Here is a 24,456-nt window from a genome sequence, read left to right as displayed (position 1 = left end):
ATAAGCTTTGTTTTTTATAAATCAAAATAAATATGTATATTTGCAATCGATTAATTATATGAGGGGACAATTGTCCCCTCTTTTTATAGGCTTATGGCACTAGACTCTTCACATATAGAACGTTTAATTAATAACGCACTTGAGGAACATACGCATTTGTTTGTAGTAGATTTTGAGATATCTTCTCAAAACCACATTAAACTGGTTATTGATGGTGATCGAGACGTCTCAATACAAGATTGTATAGCTTTAAGTCGTGCTGTTGAGCACAATTTAGACCGTGAAATTGAAGATTTTTCACTAGATGTATCGTCATTTGGTGCTACTTCACCTTTGCGTTTGCCAAGGCAATTTCAAAAAAATATTAACCGTAAGCTAGAAGTAAAACTAAAAGATCAAACCATAAAAGCCGATTTGGTTGAGGTAAAAGATGAAATTATTTCTTTACAGTGGAAAGCAAGAGAGCCAAAACCAATTGGTAAAGGGAAACATACAGTTCAAAAAACTAAAACAATCCCATTACAAGATATAATTGAAGCAAAAGTGATGATAAATTTTAACAAAAAGTGATATGGAGAATATCGATTTAATTAACTCGTTTTCTGAGTTCAAAGACGATAAATTAATAGACAGAGTTACATTAATGGCTATACTTGAAGATGTGTTTAGAAACGCACTGAAAAAAAAGTATGGTGAAGACGATAACTTCGATATTATTATAAATCCAGACAAAGGAGACCTTGAAATATGGAGAAACCGTATCGTTGTGAATGACGGTGAAGTTGAAGATGAAAACAAAGAAATATCACTTTCCGAGGCACAAAAAATCGAACCAGACTTTGAAGTTGGAGAAGATGTTTCTGAAGAAGTTAAATTATTTCAACTCGGTCGAAGAGCAATTTTAGCTTTGCGTCAAAATTTAATTTCTAAAATTAATGAGCATGATAGCACAAATACTTACAAGCACTTTAAAGAACTAATAGGTGAGATCTATTCAGCAGAAGTTCATCATGTTAGACGTAATGTAGTTATTTTACTCGATGATGAAGGTAATGAGTTGGTGATTCCTAAAGATCATCAAATTCCTTCAGATTTTTATAGAAAAGGAGATAACATTCGAGGTGTTATAGAGCATGTAGAGCTTAAGGGTAATAAGCCTTCAATTATTTTATCTAGAACTTCACCTAAATTTTTAGAAAAATTATTCGAACAAGAAATTCCTGAGGTTTTTGATGGTTTAATTAATGTTAAAGATGCTGTACGCGTGCCAGGCGAAAAGGCAAAGGTTGCAGTAGATACTTATGACGATAGAATTGATCCTGTAGGTGCTTGTGTAGGTATGAAAGGTTCTAGAATTCACGGAATTGTCAGAGAACTCGGTAATGAAAATATAGATGTAATTAATTACACCACTAATCCGAGACTCTACATACAACGCTCTTTAAGTCCTGCTAAAATAGTAGATATTAAACTTAATGAAGATAAAAAATACGCTGAGGTTATTTTAAAACCAGAAGAAGTCTCTAAAGCTATTGGTCGCGGTGGACACAATATTAGATTAGCTTGTAAATTAACAGGTTATGATATTGAAGTTTTCAGAGATGATGTTCAGGATGAAGATGTTGAGTTATCTGAATTTTCAGACGAAATCGAAGATTGGGTTATTGCCGAATTTTCAAGAATTGGCCTTGATACAGCCAAAAGTATACTAGAACTAGAAGTCGACGATTTGTTAAAAAGAACTGACTTAGAAGAAGAAACGATTTTAAACGTAATCAAAATTTTAAAAGAAGAGTTTGAAGAATAAGTTTTTTAAACTCATCTTTGTTGAATATTAAAATAGAATTATTAGAGGCAATTTATGGCTGAAGCAAAACAAAAAAGATTAAACAAGGTACTTAAAGAATTTAATATATCACTTGATAGAGCTGTCGAGTATTTAGGTTCTCAGGGTTACGAGATTGAGGCGCGTCCCACAACTAAGATATCTGAAGATGTTTATCAAGTTTTATTTGATAAATTTGAGACAGATAAATCTAAACGTGTTGAATCTAAAGAAGTAAGCGAAGAGCGCAAAAAAGAGAAAGAAGCACTTAGGCTCGCAAGAGAAAAAGAACTTCTAAAGAAAAAAGAAGAAGAAGCAAAGCGCGAAGCCGAAGCCACAAGAAAAGCTGCAGAAGCTGAAAAAGCCAAAAAGGCTCAAGAAGCTCAAGAAGCCGAAGCTAAAGCTAAAAAAGAGGCTGAGGAAAAAGAAAAACAGTCTAACAGAACAAAACTATCTGGACCAAAGCAAGTTGGTAAAATAGACTTAGACAAATCAGCCAAAAAGCCTAAGCCTAAAACAAATAAAGACCAGCCTAAAAAATCAGCTCAAAAACCAAGTCAAAATAATCCTTCAGCCTCAAAAGCTTCAGAAAAAACTTCAAAGACAGAATCACCAAAAAAAGATTCAGAAGAAAAAGTTGAAGATGTTAAGCATGAAACCCAGTATACAAAATTAAAAGGTCCTAATTTTACGGGTCAAAAAATTGATTTAAATCAGTTTAAAAAGACGCCTAAAAAGAAAGAAGATGATAAAAAATCTTCAAACAACTCAGCTTCAAAAAAACGTAAGCGTAAGCGTATCAACAAAAACGCACCTAATAAATCTAACTTTAGAGATAACAGATCTAAAGGTGGCAACAAGAAAAAACAAGTTGTAAAAGAAGAGCCATCTGAGGCCGATGTTCAAAAGCAAATTAGAGAAACACTTGAAAAGCTTCAAGGAAAATCTAATAAAGGTAAAGGTGCTAAATATAGAAAAGATAAACGTCAACAACACCGTCAGCGTTCACAAGATGAAACCGACCAACAAGAACTTGAAAGTAAAGTATTAAAGGTAACTGAATTTGTAACAGTTAGTGAAGTGGCTTCTATGATGGATGTTCCCGTAACTAAAGTTATTTCAGCTTGTATGTCACTTGGTATGATGGTTACAATGAACCAACGTCTTGATGCTGAAACACTTTCGGTTGTTGCAGAAGAATTTGGTTACGAAGTAGAGTTTGTAACTGCAGAAATTGAAGCACCTGTTGAAGATGTTGAAGAAAATGAAGAAGATCTTGAACCTCGTGCTCCTATTGTCACAGTAATGGGACACGTCGATCATGGTAAAACATCTTTATTAGATTATATTAGAAAAGAAAACGTTATCGCTGGCGAAAGTGGCGGAATTACACAACATATTGGTGCCTATGGTGTTGTTCTTGAAGGTGGTCAAAAAATAGCCTTTTTAGATACACCAGGTCACGAAGCCTTTACGGCTATGCGAGCAAGAGGTGCTCAAGTTACTGATATTGCTATTATTGTGATTGCTGCTGATGATGATGTAAAACCTCAAACCAAAGAGGCTATTTCTCACGCTCAAGCAGCTGGTGTGCCAATTATATTTGCAATAAACAAAGTCGATTTACCTACTGCCAATGTAGATAAGGTAAAAGAGTCCTTAGCAAATATGAACCTCTTAGTAGAAGATTGGGGCGGTAAAATTCAATCTCAAGACATTTCTGCCAAAAAAGGTGATGGCGTAAAAGACTTATTAGAAAAAGTATTATTAGAAGCTGAAATCTTAGAACTTAAAGCCAACCCTAACCGAACAGCAAAAGGTACAGTTGTTGAAGCATTCTTAGATAAAGGTAGAGGTTATGTCTCAACAGTCTTAGTTCAATCAGGAACGTTAAAAGTTGGAGACTATGTTTTAGCTGGTACCACAAGCGGTAAAGTAAAAGCAATTCATGACGAACGTGGTCATAAAATTAAAGAAGCTGGGCCATCAACACCTGTATCATTACTTGGTTTAGATGGAGCGCCACAAGCAGGTGACACCTTCCAGGTGATGCGAGATGAACGTGAAGCAAAAGATATTGCCTCTAAACGAACACAATTGCAACGTGAACAAAGTGTAAGAACACAAAAACACATTACACTTGATGAAATAGGAAGACGTATTGCGTTAGGAGACTTTAAAGAATTAAACATTATTCTAAAAGCCGATGTCGATGGCTCTGTTGAAGCTTTAACCGACAGCTTACAAAAATTATCTACTGAAGAAATACAAGTTAATATAATTCATAAAGGTGTTGGTGCTATTACTGAAAGTGATGTATTATTAGCTTCAGCATCCGATGCTGTAATTATTGGCTTTAATGTTAGACCAGCAGGAAATGCAAGAATGCTTGCTGATAAAGAAGAAATTGATATCCGCTCGTACTCAATTATTTACGATGCAATTAACGATATTAAAGATGCTATGGAAGGCATGCTGTCTCCAGAACTTAAAGAAGAAATAACTGGTAACGCTGAAGTTAGAGAAACATTTAAAATCTCTAAAATCGGTACAATCGCTGGTTGTATGGTAACTTCTGGTAAAATTTACAGAAATTCTGGTATTAGATTAATTCGTGATGGAATTGTAATCTACACAGGCGAACTAGCATCATTAAAACGCTTTAAAGATGATGTGAAAGAAGTTTCTAAAGGCTACGATTGTGGTATGCAGATAAAAAATTACAACGACCTAAAAGAAGGCGATGTTATTGAGGCTTACCAAGAAGTTGAAGTCAAAAAGAAATTGAAATAAAACAAGGTTTAAAGAATTAATTAAATTGAGCTATCTTTAAATTAAGGTAGCTCAATTTTTTTGAATAAATTTAATTATGAAACATAAAGCAGGATTTGTAAACATAATTGGTAATCCCAATGTTGGTAAATCAACATTAATGAATGCTATTCTTGGTGAAAAATTATCAATTATCACCAACAAAGCACAAACTACACGTCACCGAATTTTAGGTATTTTAAGTGATGATGATTACCAAATGGTATTTAGTGATACTCCAGGAATTATTAAACCGGCTTACAGTTTGCAAGAGTCGATGATGGATTTTGTGAAATCAGCATTTCAAGATGCTGATGTACTGATTTATCTCGTCGAAACAGGTGAAAAAGCTTTAAAAAATGAAGATTTTTTTATAAAACTTCAAAATTCAGATATTCCAGTCATTTTATTATTAAACAAAATTGATTTAAACAATCAAGAATTTGTTGAAGATCAAATTGAGTATTGGAAACAACAATTACCAAATGCTGAGGTATATGCCATTTCAGCCTTAAATAATTTCGGTGTCGATAACCTTAAGTCTAGATTAATTGAGTTGCTTCCCGAATCTCCTGCATTTTATCCCAAAGACCAACTTACAGATAAACCTGAACGCTTTTTTGTTAACGAAAAAATTAGAGAACGCATTTTAGTTCATTATAAAAAAGAAATACCTTACAGTGTCGAAGTTGAAACTGAAGCCTTCGAAGAATCTAATAAAATTATCAAGATCAGAAGTATTATTATGGTCGAGCGCGATTCACAACGCGGTATAATTATAGGTCATCAAGGTAAAGGAATTAAGCGTATTGGCACTGAAGCTCGAAAAGACTTAGAGAAATTCTTTGATAAAAAAATACATCTTGAGTTATATGTAAAAGTCAATAAAAACTGGCGTAGTAATCCTAATCAACTCAAACGCTTTGGTTACGATAATTCTTCTAACTAATTATTTTTGTTAATACTTTAAGCAGCATTTTTGATTGTGGCGCGGCTTTTTGCCTGTTATTCCTTGCAAAAACATATAGAGCAACCCACAACAATGCAATTGTAAGCATCAAACTGTAGGCTAAAATATTAGAATTACCTAGAGTTGTATTTGTATAATATAAAGTTAACACACCAATAAAAGCTAAACCTAAAAAAAAGTGTACAAACATAAACATCGTCCATAAGTTAGGATCAGGACCAAAAGTACAGTGCAAAATACATTGTCTTTCACGTTGCTCAATTTCAACATGTAAACGTGGTGAATAATAGCGTTTTTCTATTGGTGGAATAGACAACCAAACATGCTCATCTAGACACTTGATGATCACATTACTTATAGATTGGTGATTTTTCTCAGCTGAAAAACGTTTTTGAATATTAGCATCATTAACTTCAACTTTAAATCTAGGTTTTAGCTGAAGTTGCTCATTTAATTCTTCTACACTTAAAATTTTAACCATAAAATTATAAAACCTAAAAGTACATAAATTTTCAAAATTAGAGCTTAGCACAAGTATTTCAACTATATCTCTAAATAATGACGTAAATTTGCAAATTATTAATTATCACTCATGGGAATTGTAGCAGTAGTAGGCCGACCAAATGTAGGCAAATCAACTTTTTTTAACCGCTTAATCAAAAGGCGTGAAGCCATTGTAGATGCTGTAAGTGGCGTTACAAGAGATCGGCATTACGGTAAATCTGACTGGAATGGAAAAGAATTTACCTTAATTGATACCGGCGGTTATGTGGTTGGTAGTGATGATGTTTTTGAAGCAGAAATCGATAAGCAAGTAGAACTCGCCATTGATGAAGCTGATGTAATTGTATTTGTAGTTGATGTTACTTCTGGGATTACTCCGATGGATAATGAAGTGGCAAAACTACTTCGAAAGCACGATAAACCAGTAGTTTTAGCGGTTAATAAAGTAGACTCTAACAAAGCACGCTTAGATGCAGTTGAATTTTACAACTTAGGCTTAGGTGAAATTTATTGTATTTCAGCAATTAATGGAAGCGGAACTGGTGAACTACTTGACCAAGTTGTTGAAGCTCTTCCTGAAGACGTTGTAGATGACTTTGATGAGTTGCCTAAATTTGCCGTTGTAGGTAGACCTAACGCTGGTAAATCTTCATTCATTAATGCTCTAATTGGCGAAGACCGCTACATTGTAACAGATATTGCTGGAACAACCCGTGATGCAATCGACACGCGATTTAATCGTTTTGGTTTCGACTTTAAATTAGTTGATACGGCTGGTATTAGACGTAAAGCTAAAGTAAAAGAAGATTTAGAATTTTACTCCGTTATGAGAAGTGTTCGTGCTATCGAGAACTCAGACGTAATTATTTTAATTTTAGATGCAAATCGCGGTTTTGATAGTCAAGTACAAAATATTTTTTGGCTAGCTGATAAAAACAGAAAAGGGATTGTAATTCTTGTTAATAAATGGGACTTAATAGAAAAGGATACTAACACATTGAAAGAGTACAAGGCAGCTATTCAAGCCCGTATTTCTCCCTTCATAGATGTACCAATTGTTTTTGTATCAGTATTAAATAAACAGCGTATTTATAAGGCTATAGAAACTGCTGTTGAAGTTTATAAAAACAGAAGTAAGCGCATAAAAACACGTGAACTTAATGACGTGTTACTTCCAATTATTCAAAATTATCCACCACCAGCAACAAAAGGTAAATATGTAAAGATCAAGTTTATAACGCAACTTCCAACTCCTCAGCCTCAATTTGCTTTTTTCTGTAATTTACCGCAATATGTTAAAGAACCTTACAAACGTTTTTTAGAAAATAAACTACGTGAGCATTTTAATTTTACAGGTGTTCCGATTTCCGTTTATATGCGAAAAAAGTAAATTATTTTTGACATATGTAAATTATTATTTACATTTGGTATAAAATAATTGACTATGCAAACATATTTTTTTCCAAATTCTGTAAAACCATTAGGTTGGTTGATTTTTAGCATTGGTATAATTGGTGGTTTCGTGGTTTTATCAAACGATTTAGAACCTGATTTTTTCGATGTAAAACTTCTTAGTTTTTATACTTCAGATGTTTTAAATTCTGAAAACAATGAATTTTTTAAATGGACTCCTCAAAATATGTTAAATGATTTAATGGGAATCTTTGTTATTGTGGGCGGAATTTTAGTTGCCTTTTCTAAAGAAAAAATTGAAGATGAGTTTATAACTCAACTTCGTCTATCATCATTAGTTTGGGCTGTTTATGTGAATTACGCTATTTTAATTTTGGCATTTATTTTTGTTCATGGTCTAGATTTCTTTACAGTTATGGTTTATAATATGTTTACCTTGCTTATTATATTTATTGCAAGGTTTCAATTGAAATTAAAATTTAGCTCTAATGGAAGGTAAAATTAAGAACCATATTAAAGTTTGGCGCGCTAAAAAAGATATGACACAAGCTGACTTAGCTAAAGCTATTGGAAGTAGTCGTCAAGCAATTAATGCTATTGAAAAAGGAAAGTATGTACCTTCAACTTTATTAGCATTAAAAATAGCTGAAGTGTTTACAACCACTGTTGAAGAAATTTTTGAAATCGAGCAATAGAAGTAATACCAAATATTCTATAAGATGAGACAAAAATAAAGGCAATATAAACTATTTATTTATCTTATTTTATGAGAGATTTGGTATAATTTACCAGCTACCGCTAGCGCCACCACCACCAAAGCTTCCGCCACCAAAGCCACCACTAAATCCGCCACCAAAACCACCTGAAGATGAACCGCTGCCAAAACTTCCGCCGCCAAAGCCACCCCGACCAAGACTACTTAAAACTAATATATCAAACAAATCGGGTGAGCCTGAACGTCTACCACCTGAGCCACCACCATTGTTTTTACGACGTGATGCAATAATAAAAATGACAATCACAATTAAGATGGGAAAGATTAGAAACGACCATGAAACGTCACTATTTTTACTTTTAATGCTTTGAGGATCAAATTTTCCTGCTAAAACTTCAAAGATGGCTGAGGTTCCTTGGTCTAAACCTTTATAGTAATTTGCTTTTTTAAATTCAGGAATAATAATTTGATTAATGATTGTACTAGTTGTTAAATCAGTTAAGTAAGGTTCTAAGCCATACCCGTTTTGAATGCTTATTTCACGATCATTTTCAGACATCAAAATAATCAAACCATTATCATTTTTTTGTTGACCAATGTTCCATTTTTCTGCCCATTCGGCTGCTAAGAGGTTAATGTTTTCACCTTGAAGACTTTTTATACTTACAAAAACAATTTGTGTTGATGTTGTGTCAGCATAACTAATTAACTTTCTAGTTAACGCTAGTTCTTCATCTTGGTCAAGGATATCAGCTTTATCATAAACCGCAGTTTCAGTCTTTGGTATTTCTGGAATTGTATATTGAGCAAAACCAATTGCTGTAATTAGTGTAAAGACGACTAATACAAGTAGATTTTTTGTTGATTTAAAATGCATAAACTAAGCTTTTGAAATTTGATCTGAGAGTTCATTTTCATCGTCAGATTGGTAAGGAAAATGTGCTTTAAGTTCTTCTCCAGCTTTTAAGATACCGTCTACTAGACCTTTACAGTAATTTCCTATTTTAAAGTTGCTAATTACTATATCTTTAGTGCTTTCCCAAAAATTTTTTGGAACAACATCATTAATACCTTTATCACCGCATATAACAAATTTATGATCTTCGATGGCGACGTAAAGTAAAACACCATTCTGCAATTCAGTTTTATGCATGTCTAGCTTTTCGAATACTTCTAAAGCTCGATCAAAAGCATCATCAGCAGGACATTTTTTTTCTATATGAACGCGAATTTCACCTGAAGTATTTTTTTCTGCTGTTTTTATGGCATTAACAATTAATTTTTCTTCTTTTTTTGAGATGTATGCAGATAAATCACTCATAACTTATTGGTTAAAATCAAATTCAACATCAGGTGCATTTTGAGCGCCTTCATCGGCTTTATAACGTGTCATTTCTTCAAAACCAAACCAGCCAGCAAAAATACTGTTAGGAAATATTTTAATGTGTTTGTTATAGCTGCCTACAGTTTCATTAAATTTATTACGTTCTATATTTATACGGTTTTCTGTACCTTCAAGCTGGTTTTGAAGATTCATAAAGTTTTGATTCGATTTTAAATCCGGGTACCGCTCTACACTTACTAAAAGTTTAGATAATGCTGAAGTTAATCCGCTTTGAGCTTTGCTAAAATTTTGAATTTGAGAAGCATTTAAATTACCCGCATCAATATTTACAGAAGTTGCCTTAGCTCTAGCTTCAATAACTTCAGTTAGCGTACTCTTTTCAAAATCAGCAGCACCTTGAACTGTTTTTACTAAATTTCCGATTAAGTCACTTCTACGTTGGTAGGCGCTTTCTACATTACTCCATTTGGTTTTAGCATCTTCTTGTAAAGTTACAGCTGTATTATTAAAACCTTTTGTCCAGCTGTAAAGTCCAATTGCTACTAGAACAATTATAACTACGGGGATTAGCCACTTTTTCATTTTATAAATTATTTTTTATCTCGGTTAATTCTTCTTTTATGCTTTTTAGTTTACTGATCATTTCAAATTTTGATAAGGTTTGTTGTCTTTGCTCTTTAAGATGAGTTTTAGCACCTTCAAGTGTAAATCCACGTTCTTTAACTAAGTGATAAACAAGTTCTAATTTTTTTAAATCCTCGTGAGAAAATCTTCGATTGCCTTTTGCATTTTTTTTTGGCTTGATGTCATCAAATTCTTTTTCCCAGAATCGAATCAGAGAAGTGTTAACCTTAAATGCTTTTGCTACCTCACCAATGGTGTAGTATAACTTATGTTGCTCACTTAATTTCATGTTTAATCTAAAGATTGATTTTCAAGTGTAGACATGTTAAACATGATGTCATATTCTTCAGGCGTTAAGTCGCCATGATAAAAATTCATAGGGTTAGTTGGTCGGCCGTCTTTTCTAACTTCATAGTGCAAATGTGGTCCTGTAGAAACGCCTGTGTTGCCAACCGTGCCAATAATCTCACCACGTTTAACGGTTTGGCCTCGCCGTACCTTTATGTCTTTTAAATGGGCATAATAAGTTTCGTAACCAAAGCCGTGGTCTAGAATTATGAGATTTCCAAAACCAGATGTTAAACGAGCTTTTTTAACCTTTGCATTTCCCGTAGCAAAAACTTCAGTACCTTGCGGAGCTGAAAAATCCATGCCATTATGCATTTTACGATACTTGTAAATCGGATGATATCGCATACCATAACCCGAAGCTGTACGTTTTAAGTCATCATTCTTAACAGGTTGAATGGCTGGTATAGCTTCAAGTAATGCTTCTTTATTTTTAGCAAGTTGTACAATTTCATCTAAAGATTGTGACTGAATAGCTAGGCGTTTGGTTAGAACATCTAGTTTTTTTGAGGTTGATATGATCAGTTCAGAATTTTCAAAATTTTCAAGATTTTCATAGCGGTTAATTCCTCCAAAACCAGATTGACGTTGTTCTGAAGTTAAGGGATTAGCTTCAAAAAAAACGCGGTATATTTTATTATCTCGTTGTTCAATATCCTCTAAAACTTCAACAACATTATTCATTTTTTTATCCAACAATTCATATTGAAGCTTCATTTGTGTAATCTCGCGTTTGTATTTTCGCTCTTTAGGAGTTTCAATACCAGGAATATTTAGGTAAAGCATTAAAAGTAAAAAACTCGAAACAACAATACCGAGTAAAAATGTGAGTACTACAGCAAATTTCTTACTTTTCTTAGCTTCGATTTTGCGATATGATAAGGTTTCGCTATCGTAGTAATATTTTACTTTACTCATTCTTTAAATTTATAGTATTTTTGCTCAAGTTTAGCAGACATACACGATGTATCATACAAATATAAGACAAAAGAAACTGAACACAAACATCAACCAGTAAAGCCTTATGAAATCCCAACAATTACGCGATAAATTTTTAAACTTTTTTACCTCGAAATCACATCAAATTGTTCCATCAGCTCCCATTGTTCTTAAGGATGATCCAAGCTTAATGTTTACTAATGCTGGTATGAATCAGTTTAAAGAGTATTTTCTTGGTAATTCTAAACCAAAAAGCACTAAAATTGCCGATTCACAGAAGTGTTTACGAGTTAGTGGCAAACACAATGATTTAGAAGAGGTAGGAAAAGACACCTACCACCATACTATGTTTGAAATGCTCGGGAATTGGAGTATTGGCGATTATTTTAAAAATGAAGCTATCTCTTGGGCTTGGGAATTTTTAACTGAAGTGCTAAAAATTGATAAAAACAGTCTTTACGTTACAATTTTTGAAGGCGATAAGGTTGATGGCATAGCAAAAGATACTGAAGCCTTCGAAATTTGGAAACAATTTGTTCCTGATAACCGAATTTTACTTGGCAATAAAAAAGATAATTTTTGGGAAATGGGTGATCAAGGTCCTTGTGGCCCAGCTTCTGAAATTCATGTTGATATTAGAACCGATGCTGAAAAAGCCAAAAAACCTGGTCACGAATTAGTTAATCAAGATCATCCACAAGTTGTTGAGATATGGAATTTGGTATTCATTCAGTTTAACCGTTTAGCTAATGGAAAATTAGTTGAGTTACCCGCAAAACATATCGATACTGGCATGGGTTTTGAACGTTTAGCGATGGTCATGCAAGGTGTACAATCTAATTATGATACAGATGTTTTTACACCAATTATCTCTGAAATTGAAACGATTTCAGGTTTTAGTTATGGTAAAACTGAAGATGTAGATATTGCAATTCGTGTAATAGCCGATCATGTAAGAGCAGTTGCCTTTGCTATTGCAGATGGTCAATTACCAAGTAATAATGGCGCAGGTTATGTGATTAGGCGAATTTTACGTCGTGCGATTAGGTATGGTTTTACATTTTTAAAGATGAAAGAAGCCTTTATCTACAAATTAGTTGATGTGCTAAGTAAGCAAATGGGTAAAGCATTTCCTGAAATTATAAAGCAAAAACAACTTTGCCAAAATGTAATTAGAGAAGAAGAACACTCGTTTTTAAGGACATTAGATCAAGGCTTAACATTGTTAGACCAAATCATGCAGCAAAGTTCAACTAAAATTATCTCAGGCAAAAAAGCTTTTGAATTATACGATACTTTTGGTTTTCCTATCGATTTAACCGCATTGATTTTAGAAGAAAACGATTTCAAATTAAATCAAAATGAATTTAATGCAGAACTCGAAAAACAAAAATCACGATCTAGAAAAGCGGCCGAAACTTCAACTGAGGATTGGGAAGTTATAAGAGAAGATGATTCTGAAGAGTTTATAGGTTACGACTATTTAGAAACATCGGTTAAAATCGTTAAATACCGAAAAGTTACTTCAAAAAAAGATGGAGCGCTTTTTCAACTAGTCTTTAATTTAACGCCTTTTTATCCAGAAGGCGGTGGCCAAGTTGGAGATAAAGGTTATTTAGAGTCGCCTTCAGGTGATGTTACATACATCATAGACACAAAAAAAGAGAATAATTTAATTATTCACATTACTAAGAGTTTACCTAAAAATATCAATGCTACTTTTAATGCAGTTGTAGATGCTAATCAGCGACAACGTGCTGCTGCAAACCATACAGCAACCCATTTATTGCATCAAGCTTTGCGTCACGTTTTAGGTGATCATGTTGAGCAAAAAGGCTCTATGGTGCATTCGGGAAGTTTAAGGTTTGATTTTTCGCATTTTTCTAAAGTCAGTCGTGACGAGTTAGTTGAAGTTGAAGCCTTCGTCAACGCTAGAATTCAGGAACAACTCAACTTAGTAGAAAAAAGAAATATACCTTATGATCAGGCTATAAGTGAAGGTGCAATTGCATTATTTGGCGAAAAATATGGTGATACGGTAAGAACCATCCAATTTGGACAATCAACGGAATTATGTGGTGGGACTCACGTTAAAAATACAAGTGAGTTATGGAGTTTTAAAATTACTAGTGAAAGCTCAGTAGCATCCGGAATTAGACGAATTGAAGCCATTACAGCAGATGCTGTTAAATCTTACCTTGATGATAAAGCTCAAAAATTAGCTCAGATAGAAGCCTTACTTAATCAGCCTAAAGATGTTTCAAAGGCTATTGATAAGCTTTTAAGCGAATCTGCACAACTACAAAAAGAAAACGAGCAATTAAAAGCAGAAAAAGCAAAATATATTAAAAGTGAACTAAAATCTCAAATTAAACCAATTAACGGTATAAACAGTTTAATAGCTCAAGTTGATCTTGATGCTGGTTCCATGAAAGATTTAGCGTTTCAATTTGGTGGAGAGTTTGATGACTTAGTAGTAATCTTAGCTTCAAAATATAATAATAAAGCCTTGCTGACTTGCTATATTTCTAAATCTATTGTTTCAGAAGAATTAAATGCAGGTAAAATAGTCCGTGAACTAGGTAAGTTTATTCAAGGTGGCGGTGGCGGACAGGCCTTTTTTGCAACCGCAGGCGGTAAAAAACCAGAAGGAATTCCTGATGCACTTGAAGCGGCTAAAACGCTACTGTAAATGAAGTTTTTTAGTGAAGTTAATCTACCAACATCAGTTTATAAGCTTGATTATTCAAGCAAAATTCTATTATTAGGGTCTTGCTTTTCAACACATATTTACGATCAATTAACTTACTATCAATTTCAGGCTAAAGCCAATCCTTTTGGTGTACTTTTTCATCCCAAGGCTATTTTAAAATCCATTGAATTTGCTCTAGGACATCGTAAAGATTTTGAATTGATTGAACATGATGGCATTTACCATTCTTTTTTGGCACATTCTTCGCTATCAGCTTCAACCCAAAAGGAGTTAATTTTTAACTTAGAAGCTTCAGCTGAAGTTCTTCGTCAAGCAGTTCATAATTCTAATTTAATATTTATAAGTTTAGGAACGGCTTGGTTTTATTCTCGACAAATAAATTCAGCTTTTGTCGCTAATTGCCATAAAATACCATCAAAGCAATTTACAAAGCAGTTAAGCACAGTTGGCGATTTAAAAGAAGAGCTTAGAGCATTAACAGGTTTAATAAAAAGTGTAAATACCAGCTGCAATCTTGTTTTTACGGTTTCACCAGTCAAGCACCTTAAAGATGGTCTAGTCGAAAACTCCAGGAGCAAAGCTCATCTAATTGCTGCTTTACATGAGTTTATAGATGAGTCTGAACATGATTTAATGTATTTCCCGTCTTTTGAATTATTGGTAGATGAGTTGCGTGATTATCGGTTTTACAATGCAGATTTGGCACATCCTAGTTCTTCAGCAATTAAATTTATTTGGGAAAAATTTAAGTCGGTCTATATCAATCAATCTACTCTAGAGATCATGAATCAAGTTGAAGTAGTTCAAAAAGGACTTCATCATAAAGCTTTTAATCCTCAAAGTGAAGCTCATCAAAAATTTATGGCTAATTTAGAAGTGAAAATTAGTAAATTAAAGCAAAGATTTCCTCATATGAATTTTATTAATAATTAATTAATGACAAGACGAGATGAAATTATTAAACAGGCAGGACTTTTATTTAGCCTAAAAGGTTACTCGGCTGTAAGTATGCGTGACATTGCCAAGTCACTTGATATCAAAGCCGCAAGTTTGTATAATCATTTACCATCTAAACAAGCTATCTTAGAAGCGATTGTCTTAAATCTGGCCAATACATTTGTAAATCATATTCATGATGTTAATCAAAATCCTAGTTTTTCAACAAGACAAAAATTATCTGAAATTATTCAGCAACATATCGATTTAAGTTTGCATCAACCTGAAAGCGTAGCTGTTTTAAATACAGAATGGATTCATTTAAATGGTGAAGCTTTAGATAAATTTAAAGCTAAGCGATTTAGATATGAACAAGAGCTAAGAGAAATAATAAAATATGGTATTCAAGAGCAATCAATTACCAAACGCGACCCTGAAGTCATACTATTTTCAATTTTATCAACACTTAGAACGCTTAATTTATGGGTCGCTAAACGCAAACACCTCACAGTAGAAGACTTAAAAGCTGACCTAGAAACTATTTTGCTTTATGGCATAATAAGACAAAGTGATTCCTAACTTATCATTACGAGTGACTTAAAGCTTTCTTGAAAATTAAAAATTAACATGATTTTTATTGATGTATAAACTAACAATTGTTAGTTTTGTACAAATCGATTTATAAATGGCTAAGTTTTTTCCCTTAAAAGTTACTGATGTTTACAAGGAAACAGATGATTGTTCAGTTGTTAATTTTGAAGTTCCTCAGCAACTGAAAAAGGATTTTCAATATCATCAAGGACAGTACTTGACATTAAAACAAACCATTAATGGCGAAGATGTTAGAAGATCTTATTCATTATGCTCAAGTCCTATAGAAAATCAGTGGAAAGTAGCCGTAAAACAAATTTTTGAAGGTAAATTTTCTACATTTATAAATCAGGAACTTAAAGCCGGAGATACTTTAGAAGTTATGCCACCAAGTGGTGATTTTGGTGTTGAAGTTAAGCCAAAATCAAATAATACTTATGTTTTTTTTGCTGCTGGTTCAGGAATAACACCAGTTTTATCTATGATAAAAACGCATTTAGCAGAAGAACCAAACTCCAAATGTCAGTTGTTTTATTTGAATAAGAATGCAAAATCCATTATATTTAAAGAAGAAATTGAACAACTCAGAAATAAATTTTTCGGTCGGTTAGAAATTTTTTATTTTTTAACACGAGAACAACGTGATATTGAGTTATTTAATGGTCGTTTTACACCCGAGAAAATTCAACAGCTTTCTCAGACAGTTTTAGATGTAAGTTCTGTGAGTGAATGTTTTATATGTGGTCCAGAGCAAATGATTTTTATGATTAGAGATGAGTTAGTAAAAAAAGGTCTATCTAAAGAACACATTCATTACGAGCTTTTTGTGACAGGAGTTTCTGAAGCAGACAAAAAACGCGCTGAAGCCGCTATGGCTAAACGAAAAGATGGAACTAAAATAACGGTTTTAGATGGTGGAAAAGAATTTCACTTCGAAATGTCTAAAACCGATGATAATATACTTGATGCTGCTTTAACAGCAGGAGCAGACTTACCATTTGCGTGCAAAGGTGGTGTATGTAGCACTTGCAAATGTAAAGTTATTCAAGGTCAAGTAGAAATGAAAATTAATTATGCACTTGAAAAAGAAGAGGTTGACCAAAATTACGTATTAAGTTGTCAAGCTATTCCAACATCTAAAGACGTTATCGTCGATTTTGATGTTTAAATTAATTAAATCTGAAGCTATGAGTCAAAATGAAATTAAAGATTTAGAGAAAATTTTTGAAGAAAAAATTGCAAGAGATGAACGAATAGAGCCAAAAGACTGGATGCCAGAAAAGTATCGCAAAACGCATATTCGCCAAATTTCTCAGCATGCACATTCTGAAATTGTTGGTATGCTACCAGAAGGAAATTGGATTACTAGAGCGCCTTCATTAAGAAGAAAAGTAGCTCTATTAGCTAAGGTTCAAGATGAAGCTGGCCATGGTCTTTATCTTTACTCAGCCTGTGAAACTTTAGGTGTTTCTAGAGAAGAATTATATGAGCAATTACATACAGGTAAGGCAAAATATTCAAGCATATTTAACTACCCAACTTTAACCTGGGCAGATATTGGTGCAATAGGTTGGCTTGTAGATGGCGCTGCAATTATTAACCAAGTGCCGTTATGTAATACATCATTTGGTCCTTACGCACGTGCGATGGTACGTGTGTGCAAAGAAGAAAGTTTTCACCAACGTCAAGGGTACGAAATTATGCTAACGCTCTGTAACGGAACTGAAGAACAAAAAGAAATGGCTCAAGATGCGCTAAACCGTTGGTGGTGGCCTTCTTTAATGATGTTTGGTCCTACAGACGAAGAGTCTACACATACCGAGCAGTCAATGAAGTGGAAGCTTAAAAGAAAAACTAACGACGAATTACGCCAACAATTTATAGACCAAACTGTACCTCAAGCTGACATATTGGGCTTAACAATTCCTGATGAAGATTTGAAATTTAACAATGATACAGGTCATTATGAATTTGGGGAAATTAATTGGGATGAGTTTTGGCAAGTTGTTAAAGGTCATGGTATGTGTAATAAAGAACGAATTTCAGCAAGAAAAAATGCATGGGATAATGGTGAATGGGTAAGAGATGCAGCAGTTGCTTACGCTGAAAAAAAATCAGAAAACGAAATACAACAAGCGATATAAAACTTGTTTAGAATTAAAAACTAATTCAAATGAAAAAAAATTGGCCACTTTGGGAAGTCTTCGTAAGAAGTAAAAATGGTTTAGAGCACCGACATTTTGGTAGCTTACACGCTGCAGATGCAAATATGGCTTTAAAAAATGCCCGTGATGTTTATACAAGAAGAAGTGAAGGCGTAAGTATTTGGGTGGTTGAATCTAAAAATATTAAGGCCTCTAATCCTGAGCAAAATGGTGAAATGTTTGAGCCTGCAGCTGATAAAGCTTATAGGCACCCTACTTTTTATGATTTGCCAGATAACGTTGAACATATGTAGCTAAATGCTAAAATCATAACAATGACAAATCAAAATTTAATAAAATATATTTATGGTATTGCCGATAATGCCTTAATTCTAGGGCAACGACTTTCAGAGTTATGTGGTCATGGTCCAACTTTAGAAACAGATATTGCAATGACTAATATTGCATTAGACTTACTCGGTCAAACACGCAGCTATTATCAATACATCGCAGAGCTCTCAAAAGAAGATATTACCGAAGACGATGTAGCATTTCTAAGAAAAGAAAGAGAATATCTAAATGTTTTACTTGTTGAACAGCCAAATACAGATTTTGCACATGTGATTACTAGGCAATACTTTTTTGATGAATTTCATTTTAGACTCTTAGAACAATTACAGGAATCACAAAATGTAAATTTACAAGCCATTGCTAAAAAAAGTATTAAAGAAGTTGCCTATCATAGACAGTTTTCTAGCGATTGGGTTAAACGCTTAGGTGACGGCACTGAAGTAAGTCACGAAAAAATGCAATTAGCAGTGAGCAATTTATGGCCTTATACCAATGAATTATTCATGACAACTAAAGATGATGTGGCTGCAATCAATTCTAATCACGGTGTAGATGTTAATGGTTTAAAAAACAATTATTTTAATAAAGTCGCTGAAGTATTAAACGAAGCTACCTTAAAAGTTCCTGATTTAGATTACTTCCAAAAAGGAGGTAAAAAAGGCATTCATACAGAACACATGGGTTTTATATTATCTGACCTTCAATACATGCAGCGAACTTACCCTAATATGAAATGGTAATAGAATGTCTAATCTTAAACAAATAGATCAAGAATTATTACCGATTTTGAAAGGCGTTTCAGATCCTGAAATTCCAGTATTATCCATTGTAGATATGGGAGTTGTTAGGTCTGCAAAACTTGAAGATAATAAACATGTTAAAGTTGAAATTACACCAACTTACAGTGGTTGTCCAGCTATGGATGTTATAGGCGATGATGTGAAAAAAGCTTTATCTGATCAAGGCTATATTCCAAAAGTAAAATTAATATTATCACCTGCTTGGACAACCGACTGGATGACAGATGAAGCCAAGCAGGCTCTAAAAAAATATGGAATTGCACCTCCAATGAATGCAACAGCCGATAAAGCTGCTTTATTAGGTCAAAAGAAAGTGGTGAAATGCCCTCAATGTGGTTCAAAAAATACTACTCTAATTAGTCAATTTGCTTCTACAGCTTGCAAAGCCATGTTTAAATGTGATGATTGCAAAGAGCCATTTGACTATTTTAAGTGTTTAACATAACAATCCCTTTAATGACATTGTTTAGATGTCATTTTTTGTATATTTCAACCTTAAATCTCAATCATTTTTAAAATGTCAGACACTGTAATTAATATAAAAAAAGAAGGAGTAACTTACTTAAAGCTCAATCGCCCTGAAAAGTTTAATAGTTTTAACAAAGAAATGGCATTTGAGCTTCAAAAGCAACTTGATGATTGTATCAGAGATGAACACACACGAGCTATAGTCTTGACCGGAGAAGGTAAAGCTTTTTGTGCAGGACAAGACCTGGCAGAAGTAACTAATCCAGAATTAAATCCAGGTTTTAAATCTATTTTAGAAGATCATTATAACCCAATTATAACAAGAATCAGAAATATAGAAATTCCAGTAATTGCAGCAGTTAACGGTGTTGCAGCCGGTGCAGGTGCTAATATAGCTTTAGCATGTGATGTTGTAGTTGCTTCAGAAACGGCAAGTTTCATTCAAGCTTTTTCAAAAATCGGCTTGATTCCAGATAGCGGAGGTACTTATTTTCTACCCAGACTAATCGGCTTTCAGCGTGCATCCGCTTTAGCGCTTTTGGGTGATAAAATTGAAGCAAATGAAGCTGAACGTATAGGGATGATTTACAAATATTTCTCTCCTGAAAACTTTAAAGATGAGGTCGATCATCTAGCTCAAAAACTAGCTAGCATGCCTACCAAAGCTTTAGCTTTTACTAAAAAAGCACTAAATAAAACTTTTAGTAATTCCTTAGAAGAACAATTAGCAATTGAGTCTGAATACCAAATTGCATCTGCTCAAACACAAGATTATAACGAAGGTGTAACTGCATTTATGGAAAAAAGAACCCCTAAATTTAAAGGAAAGTAAAAATGAAGACAATAGGAATAATCGGAGCTGGAACAATGGGTAGTGGAATTGCTCAAATTGCAGCTACTGCAAATTCAAACGTTTATATTTTTGATAAACAAACTGAAGCATTATCAAAAAGCAAAGAAAAACTCGAAAAAATACTAACTCGTTTAGTAGAAAAAAACCGAATTTCTGAAGAAAAAAAATCTAGTATAACATCACTGATTACATACACAACTTCAATTGATGATATGGCTTCAGCAGATCTAGTTGTAGAGGCTATAATTGAAAACATAAATGTAAAGAAAGAGGTATTTACACAATTAGAAAACTTGGTCAGTGAGAAATGTATTTTAGCTTCAAATACATCGTCATTATCTATAGCTTCAATAGCATCTTGCTTAAATAAACCTGAACGTTGTTTAGGTTTGCATTTTTTTAATCCAGCACCGTTAATGCCACTAGTTGAAGTAATTCCTGCAGTTCAAACCAACCCTGAAATATTTGAGCTAGTCTACCAATTAATGCTAGATTGGAAAAAGGTACCAGTAAAAGCTAAAGATACTCCCGGATTTATAGTTAATCGAGTTGCCAGACCTTTCTACGGCGAATCACTAAGAATTTATGAAGAGTCTTTTGGCGGTTTACCGCAAAATACCCAAGGTTTCGCAACCATCGATTGGGCCTTAAAGCACTTTGGTAAATTTAAAATGGGACCGTTTCAGTTGATGGATTTTATCGGGAATGATGTTAACTATACCGTTACAGAAACTGTTTTTAAAGCGTTTTATTTTGACCCGCGTTATAAACCATCTTTTACTCAAAAACGTCACGCCGAAGCGGGTTATCTTGGAAAAAAATCTGGCAGAGGATTTTATGACTATAATGAAAGTGCAAAACCTACCGAGCCACTTAAAGACGAAAAGCTTGGTGAAGCTATATTTAATCGTGTGTTAGTGATGCTTATTAACGAAGCTGCAGATGCCTTATTTTTAAACATTGCTTCAGCAAAAGATATAGACCTAGCTATGACTAAAGGCGTTAATTATCCTAAAGGTTTACTTGCTTGGGCAAATGATAAAGGGATTGATTGGTGTGTTGAGCAAATGGATGCGCTTTATAACATGTATAGAGAAGATCGTTATAGATGTTCACCAATGCTTCGTCAACTTCAAGCTCAATCGAAACAATTTCAACTATAAATCGATGCAAAATTCATCACATAGCACACTTAAACCTGAAGATATCCCGCATAAAATGCTATCTCAAGATGCCTTCAGCACATGGTTAGGAGTTGAAATTATAGAAGTTAAACTAGGTTACTGCAAGTTAGGACTCCGTATCAGAAAAGATTTACTTAACTCCATGCAAAAAGCTCACGGTGCAATTACCTATGCTTTAGCAGATACAGCTTTTGGTTTTGCTGCCAACACTTACGGAAAGTTTGCTGTGTCTATAGAAACCTCAATTAATCATATAGAAGCTTTAGAGGAAGGCGATTACATTACCGCAGAAACAAGTGTTGAAATTACTAAGAACAAACTTGGATTTCAAACCGTCCACATAAAAAAAGAACAAGAACTTGTCGCATTATTTAAAGGTGTGGTTTACCGCACAAGTAAAAATTGGGTATGAGACCAATTTAAATAATGAGGCAAACCTCTTTTTGCCTTTGATTGATTCGTATAAAAAAAATAAAGCCTAGAGGAAAAGTGAAAATGTATTAAGCTGTATTTAAATATTATAATGGTTTGTAAAATTGAGATTTTAGTCTCATTTGGAGCTTACTTGTTTTTTTTTTTAAATTTGGTTTATTAACAAATATTTAAAACCATGTTAATGTTCTAAGCTTATTAAAAAAGAGAAAGCCCTTAAAAGTTAGAGGCTCTCGTCGCGAATGTTAGAAAGTACTTACATTCTACATCAGAATTACAAATTTAGGTGTTTTCGTTGAGCTTTACTAGTTGTTAGTCTAGAAAATCATCTGCTAGGATGTAAAATACAATTATTTTCAGTTTATCAAAAAATAATAAATTATGAAACGTTTAGTTTTAGCTTTAATGTTAATTTCTTTTGTAAATACCTACTCTAAAGAATGTACTTGCGGTTCGTTTGAAGTAGGACTTTACGACTATGAGGTAAAAGGTGATAAAGGATGTTGCTCTGGAACAGCAACAGGTATAGGTTTTTTAACACTGTACGAGTATAGTGAGAGCGGTACTTGGGAAGTTGTTGGTTTTAAAGAGATGCTAGGTGCAGACGCTCAGAGAGCATGTTGTTTTAATGCTTAATTTTAAATTAGATAATTATGAAGATTAAATTTTTAGTCATATTGTTAATGTCAACTCTATTTTTTGCTTGCACTGAAAATAGTAATGAAATTAATGATTTAACAGGTAATAATAAAAACTCTGGAAATAAAGAAAATACAGATTTTGAAGATTTAAAGAGCCAACTTTTTTTAATAACAAATAAATCGGATGTTAGCTTAAATGAAATTGAAGAGTTCTATAAAGATAAAATTTTAGCTTCAAATGAACAAAACATCAAACATTTAGGCTTTTATATGATGATGAAACATGGCTTGGCTGAATCAAGTGATAGTAAAAATAAATTTTTTTATATTAATGAGCAACTAGGCTTAGACCAAAATGTTGCTAACATTACAAATTTTTACACTTTACTTAGGTCCTGTGAAGACTGTTTTAGTGAAGAAAAGCTCATGGAAATTGAAAAAGCATTTTACGAGAAAAACTATAATAGAATTGTAAATCAGAAGTGGAAAAATAAAGAATTGCAAAATGAAAAAAAGATCAGTCTAATGCGAAAACACAAATTTTTTCAACGCTATTACAATTATAATTGATTTTATTTCTAATGTAGCCTTAATTAAAGCATCAATTTTTTTAAATTGGTGCTTTAAATTTTTAAACTTATGGATACATTCATCATAGACGGAATCCGAACACCAATCGGAAACTATAAAGGTACACTTTCACCTGTTAGAACAGATGATTTAGGAGCCTTAGTTATAAAAGAAATTTTAGAGAGAAACCCTGATATTCCAAGTGATGCCTACGACGATGTTATTCTTGGCTGTGCTAATCAAGCAGGTGAAGATAACCGAAATGTTGCCAGAATGTGTGCTTTATTAGCAGGCCTACCACATTCGGTGCCTGGTGAAACCGTTAATCGTTTGTGTAGTAGCGGACTTTCAGCGATTATTCACGCTAATCGTGCTATTAAAGCAGGCGATGGCGATGTATTTATAGCTGGTGGAGTTGAACATATGACACGTGGTCCTTATGCTATTGCAAAACCATCTTCAGCGTATGGTAACGACGCAAAAATGTACGATACAAGTTTTGGTTGGCGATTTGTTAACCCAAAAATGCATGAAATGTACGGCACAGATGGTATGGGTATGACCGCTGAAAATTTAGTAGATATTCATAAAATCTCACGTGAAGATCAAGATCAATTCGCTTATAATTCTCAAATGAAGGCATCCAAAGCTCAGGAAAATGGAAGATTAGCTCAAGAAATTGTGGCAGTTAATATTCCACGTCGAAAGCAAGAAGATTTAGTTTTTGCTCAAGATGAATTTATCAAGCCACAGACAAAACTTGAAGTTCTCGGTAAATTACGTCCAGCCTTTCGCAAAGATGGGAGCGTTACCGCCGGTAATTCTTCTGGTTTAAATGATGGTGCAGCAGCGACAATAGTGGCCTCTCAAAATGCTGTCGAAAAGTATAATTTAAAACCTATGGCTAAAATTTTAAGTTCAGCCGTAGTTGGTGTAGAACCAAGGATTATGGGCATCGGTCCTGTTGAAGCCTCTAACAAAGCTTTACGAAAAGCAGGCTTAAGTATGGAAGATATGGATGTTATAGAACTAAATGAAGCTTTTGCTGCACAATCTCTAGCTTGTATTAGGGCTTGGGGATTAAAAGATAATGATCAGCGACTTAACCCTAATGGAGGCGCCATTGCAATAGGTCATCCACTTGGCGTTACAGGTGCAAGGTTAGCTCATACGGCTGCATTACAACTTAAGCTCACTAATAAAAAATATGCTTTGGTTACAATGTGTGTTGGAGTTGGCCAAGGATATGCAGCTGTTATTGAAAACGTCAGTTAAAAAT

27 protein-coding genes are annotated in these 24,456 nt (G+C 33.7%); 21 read left to right on the top strand and 6 right to left on the bottom strand.

What is annotated here, in order from left to right; translation table 11 throughout:
- Nucleotides 1-93 precede the first annotated feature (93 nt).
- The 4 genes from rimP (at nucleotide 94) to era (ending at nucleotide 5,585) form a co-directional block, all read left to right on the top strand.
- Entirely contained in the window at nucleotides 94-570 is a 477-nt protein-coding gene (rimP, locus tag IMZ30_RS02955) for a ribosome assembly cofactor RimP (protein ID WP_207039059.1), read from the top strand.
- A 1-nt stretch (nucleotide 571) separates the two neighbouring features.
- Nucleotides 572-1,807, top strand: coding sequence for a transcription termination factor NusA (gene nusA, locus IMZ30_RS02950; protein WP_207039058.1), 1,236 nt, complete (start codon nucleotides 572-574; stop codon nucleotides 1,805-1,807).
- A 54-nt stretch (nucleotides 1,808-1,861) separates the two neighbouring features.
- The gene (gene infB, locus IMZ30_RS02945) at nucleotides 1,862-4,618 is read left to right on the top strand and encodes a translation initiation factor IF-2 (protein ID WP_207039057.1); all 2,757 of its coding nucleotides are present in this window, start codon (nucleotides 1,862-1,864) and stop codon (nucleotides 4,616-4,618) included.
- A gap of 76 nt (nucleotides 4,619-4,694) precedes the next feature.
- Nucleotides 4,695-5,585 (top strand): GTPase Era, encoded by an 891-nt coding sequence (gene era / locus IMZ30_RS02940; protein WP_207039056.1) that lies wholly within the window; start codon nucleotides 4,695-4,697, stop codon nucleotides 5,583-5,585.
- Here the strand turns inward: era and IMZ30_RS02935 are convergent.
- Nucleotides 5,578-6,087: a hypothetical protein gene (locus IMZ30_RS02935; RefSeq protein WP_207039055.1), complete on the bottom strand. Its 510-nt coding sequence runs from the start codon at nucleotides 6,085-6,087 to the stop codon at nucleotides 5,578-5,580. The genes era and IMZ30_RS02935 overlap by 8 nt on opposite strands.
- Before the next feature lie 111 nt (nucleotides 6,088-6,198).
- Here IMZ30_RS02935 and der point away from each other — a divergent pair, with 111 nt between their 5' ends.
- Genes der through IMZ30_RS02920 form a run of 3 tightly spaced genes read left to right on the top strand, consistent with a single transcriptional unit; the run spans nucleotide 6,199 to nucleotide 8,218 of the window.
- Nucleotides 6,199-7,500, top strand: coding sequence for a ribosome biogenesis GTPase Der (gene der / locus IMZ30_RS02930; protein ID WP_207039054.1), 1,302 nt, complete (start codon nucleotides 6,199-6,201; stop codon nucleotides 7,498-7,500).
- A gap of 54 nt (nucleotides 7,501-7,554) precedes the next feature.
- Entirely contained in the window at nucleotides 7,555-8,022 is a 468-nt protein-coding gene (locus tag IMZ30_RS02925) for a hypothetical protein (RefSeq protein ID WP_207039053.1), read from the top strand.
- The gene (locus IMZ30_RS02920) at nucleotides 8,012-8,218 is read left to right on the top strand and encodes a helix-turn-helix transcriptional regulator (RefSeq protein ID WP_207039052.1); all 207 of its coding nucleotides are present in this window, start codon (nucleotides 8,012-8,014) and stop codon (nucleotides 8,216-8,218) included. Before IMZ30_RS02925 ends, IMZ30_RS02920 begins: the two co-directional genes overlap by 11 nt.
- 90 nt (nucleotides 8,219-8,308) lie before the next feature.
- Here IMZ30_RS02920 and IMZ30_RS02915 read toward each other — a convergent pair whose 3' ends face one another.
- Genes IMZ30_RS02915 through IMZ30_RS02895 form a run of 5 tightly spaced genes read right to left on the bottom strand, consistent with a single transcriptional unit; the run spans nucleotide 8,309 to nucleotide 11,473 of the window.
- Entirely contained in the window at nucleotides 8,309-9,115 is an 807-nt protein-coding gene (locus tag IMZ30_RS02915) for a TPM domain-containing protein (protein WP_207039051.1), read from the bottom strand.
- A 3-nt stretch (nucleotides 9,116-9,118) separates the two neighbouring features.
- A complete protein-coding gene (locus IMZ30_RS02910; protein ID WP_207039050.1) occupies nucleotides 9,119-9,559 on the bottom strand; it encodes a TPM domain-containing protein in 441 nt (146 codons plus the stop codon).
- Nucleotides 9,560-9,562: 3 nt separating this feature from the next.
- Entirely contained in the window at nucleotides 9,563-10,165 is a 603-nt protein-coding gene (locus IMZ30_RS02905; RefSeq protein ID WP_207039049.1) for a LemA family protein, read from the bottom strand.
- Nucleotide 10,166: 1 nt separating this feature from the next.
- Nucleotides 10,167-10,496 (bottom strand): MerR family transcriptional regulator, encoded by a 330-nt coding sequence (locus tag IMZ30_RS02900; RefSeq protein WP_207039048.1) that lies wholly within the window; start codon nucleotides 10,494-10,496, stop codon nucleotides 10,167-10,169.
- Between the two features lie 2 nt (nucleotides 10,497-10,498).
- Nucleotides 10,499-11,473 carry a M23 family metallopeptidase gene (locus tag IMZ30_RS02895; protein ID WP_207039047.1) on the bottom strand — a complete coding sequence of 325 codons (975 nt, stop codon included), beginning with the start codon at nucleotides 11,471-11,473 and terminating at the stop codon, nucleotides 10,499-10,501.
- A 106-nt stretch (nucleotides 11,474-11,579) separates the two neighbouring features.
- On the opposite strand from IMZ30_RS02895, the gene alaS reads away from it, so the two are divergent.
- The 14 genes from alaS to pcaF all read left to right on the top strand — a co-directional run bounded on the left by alaS (nucleotide 11,580) and on the right by pcaF (nucleotide 24,452).
- Nucleotides 11,580-14,186 carry an alanine--tRNA ligase gene (alaS, locus tag IMZ30_RS02890; protein ID WP_207039046.1) on the top strand — a complete coding sequence of 869 codons (2,607 nt, stop codon included), beginning with the start codon at nucleotides 11,580-11,582 and terminating at the stop codon, nucleotides 14,184-14,186.
- Nucleotides 14,187-15,140 carry a GSCFA domain-containing protein gene (locus IMZ30_RS02885; protein WP_207039045.1) on the top strand — a complete coding sequence of 318 codons (954 nt, stop codon included), beginning with the start codon at nucleotides 14,187-14,189 and terminating at the stop codon, nucleotides 15,138-15,140. It abuts the gene before it with no gap.
- A gap of 3 nt (nucleotides 15,141-15,143) precedes the next feature.
- The gene (locus IMZ30_RS02880) at nucleotides 15,144-15,722 is read left to right on the top strand and encodes a TetR/AcrR family transcriptional regulator (protein ID WP_207039044.1); all 579 of its coding nucleotides are present in this window, start codon (nucleotides 15,144-15,146) and stop codon (nucleotides 15,720-15,722) included.
- A gap of 106 nt (nucleotides 15,723-15,828) precedes the next feature.
- A complete protein-coding gene (paaE, locus tag IMZ30_RS02875) occupies nucleotides 15,829-16,902 on the top strand; it encodes a 1,2-phenylacetyl-CoA epoxidase subunit PaaE (RefSeq protein WP_207039043.1) in 1,074 nt (357 codons plus the stop codon).
- Between the two features lie 19 nt (nucleotides 16,903-16,921).
- Entirely contained in the window at nucleotides 16,922-17,878 is a 957-nt protein-coding gene (paaA, locus tag IMZ30_RS02870; RefSeq protein ID WP_207039042.1) for a 1,2-phenylacetyl-CoA epoxidase subunit PaaA, read from the top strand.
- Nucleotides 17,879-17,907: 29 nt separating this feature from the next.
- The gene (gene paaB, locus IMZ30_RS02865; RefSeq protein WP_207039041.1) at nucleotides 17,908-18,192 is read left to right on the top strand and encodes a 1,2-phenylacetyl-CoA epoxidase subunit PaaB; all 285 of its coding nucleotides are present in this window, start codon (nucleotides 17,908-17,910) and stop codon (nucleotides 18,190-18,192) included.
- A 21-nt stretch (nucleotides 18,193-18,213) separates the two neighbouring features.
- Entirely contained in the window at nucleotides 18,214-18,969 is a 756-nt protein-coding gene (gene paaC, locus IMZ30_RS02860) for a 1,2-phenylacetyl-CoA epoxidase subunit PaaC (protein WP_207039040.1), read from the top strand.
- Between the two features lie 4 nt (nucleotides 18,970-18,973).
- Nucleotides 18,974-19,474, top strand: coding sequence for a 1,2-phenylacetyl-CoA epoxidase subunit PaaD (gene paaD, locus IMZ30_RS02855; protein WP_207039039.1), 501 nt, complete (start codon nucleotides 18,974-18,976; stop codon nucleotides 19,472-19,474).
- Nucleotides 19,475-19,546: 72 nt separating this feature from the next.
- Complete coding sequence (locus tag IMZ30_RS02850) at nucleotides 19,547-20,329, top strand: enoyl-CoA hydratase-related protein (protein WP_207039038.1); 783 nt, start codon at nucleotides 19,547-19,549, stop codon at nucleotides 20,327-20,329.
- Nucleotides 20,330-20,331: 2 nt separating this feature from the next.
- On the top strand, nucleotides 20,332-21,513 hold the full coding sequence (locus tag IMZ30_RS02845) for a 3-hydroxyacyl-CoA dehydrogenase NAD-binding domain-containing protein (protein WP_207039037.1): 1,182 nt from the start codon (nucleotides 20,332-20,334) through the stop codon (nucleotides 21,511-21,513).
- A gap of 4 nt (nucleotides 21,514-21,517) precedes the next feature.
- Complete coding sequence (locus IMZ30_RS02840) at nucleotides 21,518-21,946, top strand: PaaI family thioesterase (protein ID WP_207039036.1); 429 nt, start codon at nucleotides 21,518-21,520, stop codon at nucleotides 21,944-21,946.
- 401 nt (nucleotides 21,947-22,347) lie between these two features.
- Nucleotides 22,348-22,602 carry a hypothetical protein gene (locus IMZ30_RS02835; protein WP_207039035.1) on the top strand — a complete coding sequence of 85 codons (255 nt, stop codon included), beginning with the start codon at nucleotides 22,348-22,350 and terminating at the stop codon, nucleotides 22,600-22,602.
- A 17-nt stretch (nucleotides 22,603-22,619) separates the two neighbouring features.
- Nucleotides 22,620-23,177 carry a hypothetical protein gene (locus IMZ30_RS02830; protein ID WP_207039034.1) on the top strand — a complete coding sequence of 186 codons (558 nt, stop codon included), beginning with the start codon at nucleotides 22,620-22,622 and terminating at the stop codon, nucleotides 23,175-23,177.
- 69 nt (nucleotides 23,178-23,246) lie between these two features.
- Complete coding sequence (gene pcaF / locus IMZ30_RS02825; protein ID WP_207039033.1) at nucleotides 23,247-24,452, top strand: 3-oxoadipyl-CoA thiolase; 1,206 nt, start codon at nucleotides 23,247-23,249, stop codon at nucleotides 24,450-24,452.
- Nucleotides 24,453-24,456: the final 4 nt, after the last annotated feature.

The sequence above is a fragment of the Psychroflexus sp. ALD_RP9 genome (assembly GCF_017311165.1).
Lineage (GTDB): Bacteria > Bacteroidota > Bacteroidia > Flavobacteriales > Flavobacteriaceae > Psychroflexus.
The sequence above is the reverse complement of the archived record's forward strand: the minus strand, read 5'-3'. Positions and strand labels throughout refer to the sequence as shown.

What these genes read in the sequence shown, in the direction of transcription:
- IMZ30_RS02880 (WP_207039044.1), top strand. Translation starts at nt 15,144, where the DNA reads ATGACAAGACGAGATGAAATTATTAAACAGGCAGGACTTTTATTTAGC.
- IMZ30_RS02850 (WP_207039038.1), top strand. Translation starts at nt 19,547, where the DNA reads ATGTCAGACACTGTAATTAATATAAAAAAAGAAGGAGTAACTTACTTA.
- rimP (WP_207039059.1), top strand. Translation starts at nt 94, where the DNA reads ATGGCACTAGACTCTTCACATATAGAACGTTTAATTAATAACGCACTT.
- IMZ30_RS02910 (WP_207039050.1), bottom strand. Translation starts at nt 9,559, where the DNA reads ATGAGTGATTTATCTGCATACATCTCAAAAAAAGAAGAAAAATTAATT.
- IMZ30_RS02920 (WP_207039052.1), top strand. Translation starts at nt 8,012, where the DNA reads ATGGAAGGTAAAATTAAGAACCATATTAAAGTTTGGCGCGCTAAAAAA.
- era (WP_207039056.1), top strand. Translation starts at nt 4,695, where the DNA reads ATGAAACATAAAGCAGGATTTGTAAACATAATTGGTAATCCCAATGTT.
- IMZ30_RS02895 (WP_207039047.1), bottom strand. Translation starts at nt 11,473, where the DNA reads ATGAGTAAAGTAAAATATTACTACGATAGCGAAACCTTATCATATCGC.
- paaD (WP_207039039.1), top strand. Translation starts at nt 18,974, where the DNA reads ATGTCTAATCTTAAACAAATAGATCAAGAATTATTACCGATTTTGAAA.
- paaB (WP_207039041.1), top strand. Translation starts at nt 17,908, where the DNA reads ATGAAAAAAAATTGGCCACTTTGGGAAGTCTTCGTAAGAAGTAAAAAT.
- IMZ30_RS02830 (WP_207039034.1), top strand. Translation starts at nt 22,620, where the DNA reads ATGAAGATTAAATTTTTAGTCATATTGTTAATGTCAACTCTATTTTTT.
- pcaF (WP_207039033.1), top strand. Translation starts at nt 23,247, where the DNA reads ATGGATACATTCATCATAGACGGAATCCGAACACCAATCGGAAACTAT.
- paaC (WP_207039040.1), top strand. Translation starts at nt 18,214, where the DNA reads ATGACAAATCAAAATTTAATAAAATATATTTATGGTATTGCCGATAAT.
- IMZ30_RS02915 (WP_207039051.1), bottom strand. Translation starts at nt 9,115, where the DNA reads ATGCATTTTAAATCAACAAAAAATCTACTTGTATTAGTCGTCTTTACA.
- IMZ30_RS02840 (WP_207039036.1), top strand. Translation starts at nt 21,518, where the DNA reads ATGCAAAATTCATCACATAGCACACTTAAACCTGAAGATATCCCGCAT.
- IMZ30_RS02935 (WP_207039055.1), bottom strand. Translation starts at nt 6,087, where the DNA reads ATGGTTAAAATTTTAAGTGTAGAAGAATTAAATGAGCAACTTCAGCTA.
- alaS (WP_207039046.1), top strand. Translation starts at nt 11,580, where the DNA reads ATGAAATCCCAACAATTACGCGATAAATTTTTAAACTTTTTTACCTCG.
- infB (WP_207039057.1), top strand. Translation starts at nt 1,862, where the DNA reads ATGGCTGAAGCAAAACAAAAAAGATTAAACAAGGTACTTAAAGAATTT.
- IMZ30_RS02900 (WP_207039048.1), bottom strand. Translation starts at nt 10,496, where the DNA reads ATGAAATTAAGTGAGCAACATAAGTTATACTACACCATTGGTGAGGTA.
- IMZ30_RS02845 (WP_207039037.1), top strand. Translation starts at nt 20,332, where the DNA reads ATGAAGACAATAGGAATAATCGGAGCTGGAACAATGGGTAGTGGAATT.
- nusA (WP_207039058.1), top strand. Translation starts at nt 572, where the DNA reads ATGGAGAATATCGATTTAATTAACTCGTTTTCTGAGTTCAAAGACGAT.
- IMZ30_RS02885 (WP_207039045.1), top strand. Translation starts at nt 14,187, where the DNA reads ATGAAGTTTTTTAGTGAAGTTAATCTACCAACATCAGTTTATAAGCTT.
- der (WP_207039054.1), top strand. Translation starts at nt 6,199, where the DNA reads ATGGGAATTGTAGCAGTAGTAGGCCGACCAAATGTAGGCAAATCAACT.
- paaE (WP_207039043.1), top strand. Translation starts at nt 15,829, where the DNA reads ATGGCTAAGTTTTTTCCCTTAAAAGTTACTGATGTTTACAAGGAAACA.
- IMZ30_RS02905 (WP_207039049.1), bottom strand. Translation starts at nt 10,165, where the DNA reads ATGAAAAAGTGGCTAATCCCCGTAGTTATAATTGTTCTAGTAGCAATT.
- IMZ30_RS02835 (WP_207039035.1), top strand. Translation starts at nt 22,348, where the DNA reads ATGAAACGTTTAGTTTTAGCTTTAATGTTAATTTCTTTTGTAAATACC.
- paaA (WP_207039042.1), top strand. Translation starts at nt 16,922, where the DNA reads ATGAGTCAAAATGAAATTAAAGATTTAGAGAAAATTTTTGAAGAAAAA.
- IMZ30_RS02925 (WP_207039053.1), top strand. Translation starts at nt 7,555, where the DNA reads ATGCAAACATATTTTTTTCCAAATTCTGTAAAACCATTAGGTTGGTTG.